This window comes from Bathymodiolus azoricus thioautotrophic gill symbiont (genome assembly GCF_001298715.1).
GTDB lineage: Bacteria > Pseudomonadota > Gammaproteobacteria > PS1 > Pseudothioglobaceae > Thiodubiliella.
Map to the genome: position 1 here is coordinate 1 of NZ_CDSC02000385.1, position 1,725 is coordinate 1,725.

1 protein-coding gene is annotated in these 1,725 nt (G+C 35.8%); it reads left to right on the forward strand.

The window, feature by feature from the left end; all coding sequences use genetic code 11:
- Positions 1-223: 223 nt before the first annotated feature.
- The coding region (locus BAZSYMA_RS07525; RefSeq protein ID WP_143243150.1) for a PTS glucitol/sorbitol transporter subunit IIA family protein at positions 224-1,725 on the forward strand (1,502 nt) is incomplete at its 3' end.

The window sequence follows — 1,725 nt, forward strand, 5'->3', positions numbered from 1 at the left end:
GGATGGTTGGAAAATGGGGGGTTTTGGTTTGTTTGGGGTGGGTTTTTAAGGGGCGACTACTTACGAGGAGTTAAATTTGGGCTTGCCTCCTAGAAGAAAGGCTCACAAGTTGACAAAAAATAGACTTTTAACGACTAATTATTTTATTTCAAAATATTTTAGTGGTATTATATATTTTTTAAAAACTGCTATTTATCATTTATTACACAAGGACAAGCTATTTATGCCTACCAAAAACGACTCACCGCCAGTACTTAAGGGATCTATTCCTAAAACTTATGATTTAACATTATTTGAAAAATGTCAAGATTTGTCTATTACTTGTGAGATATATAATAATTTGCATGTTATCTTCAATACAATACACCCAAAACTGACTCACTTTAATATCAAAGAAATTAATGAAGTTAGTTTTCAAACCGATACCCGAAAAATATCGTATAACGGCGTCGTTATTGGCATTGGAAATTCGGTTGAAGATATGACAAAACAAGGGTTGATCATTATTTTTAATGAAGTTGCCACCAAGGAAGGCGTTGAAGCAGTAACCAAGGCGGTTAATGTTAGTTTTTCGGACGATGCACAAGAAGTAACTTTGAGTGTGGTAAATGCCGAAGGTAGTAAAAGTGTAAAAACTCTCACCATGCCTGTACCTGTATCTATACTTGATGGCGTTGTACCAGCTCCAGCTGATCAAAATCTTGTTACTTTTACAAACATCCCGGATTTGGATCATTTGGCTTTGCGTTTTAAGACATCTAGCTCAAAAAAAGGTATATTCATACCTGTATTTGACCACAATTTGGGTTGTAAAATTACCAATAACAACACAATAACAGATATCGCTAATCCTGATGGCTGGCAGAGTAGCTATATTCATTCATCAGATGTTATTAAAGATGGGCGTGTTTCCCTTAGGTTTGGGCAAACTGACAAACAAGTGATGTTTGGTTTTTCCGATACTTTCTCAACTTATTCTTACAATGTTCTTAACTACGGCATATTTTCAAATAATGGAGTTCTGTCTATTAGGGAAGGCGGAAATATTCCATCTTTGCCTTTATTTGACAAATATACAGTTGACGATGTTTTTTCTGTTGAAAGAATCGGCAATACTATTGCCTACCTTAAAAATGAAGTTACTTTTTATGTGTCATGTATTAATTCCACTGAAGATATGCATTTTTGTTTTACTTCTGCAGATAGAGGTGCTTCGGTTACCGATGTGCTACAACATAATTATTATCCTGCCGCTGAGGGGTCTTCTGCACCTACATTTGATCAAAGTGTGGGTTGTGAAATTACTAAAGACAAAATAGTAAACACCTCTAATCCTGATGGCTGGCATAACAGCATAGCTTATTCATCAGGCACTCTTAAAGAAGGACATGTTTCTCTTAGGTTTGGACAAACTGACAAACAAGTGATGTTTGGTCTTGCTGCTGACTTCTCAAGTCATTACCTCTCTGTTCTTAACTACGCCATATTTTCAAATAATGGGGTTATATCTATTAGGGAAAGCGGACATACTCCAAAATCTTTGCCTTCATTTGACAAACCTACAGTTAGCGACGTATTCTCTGTTAAAAGATGTGGTGGTGTTATTACCTATTTGAAAAATGGAATGGTTTTTTATATATCAACCATTAAATCAACTAAAGATATGCATTTTTGTGTTACTTCTGCGGATAGGGGTGCCTCGGTTACTGATATGCTACAGTGTGC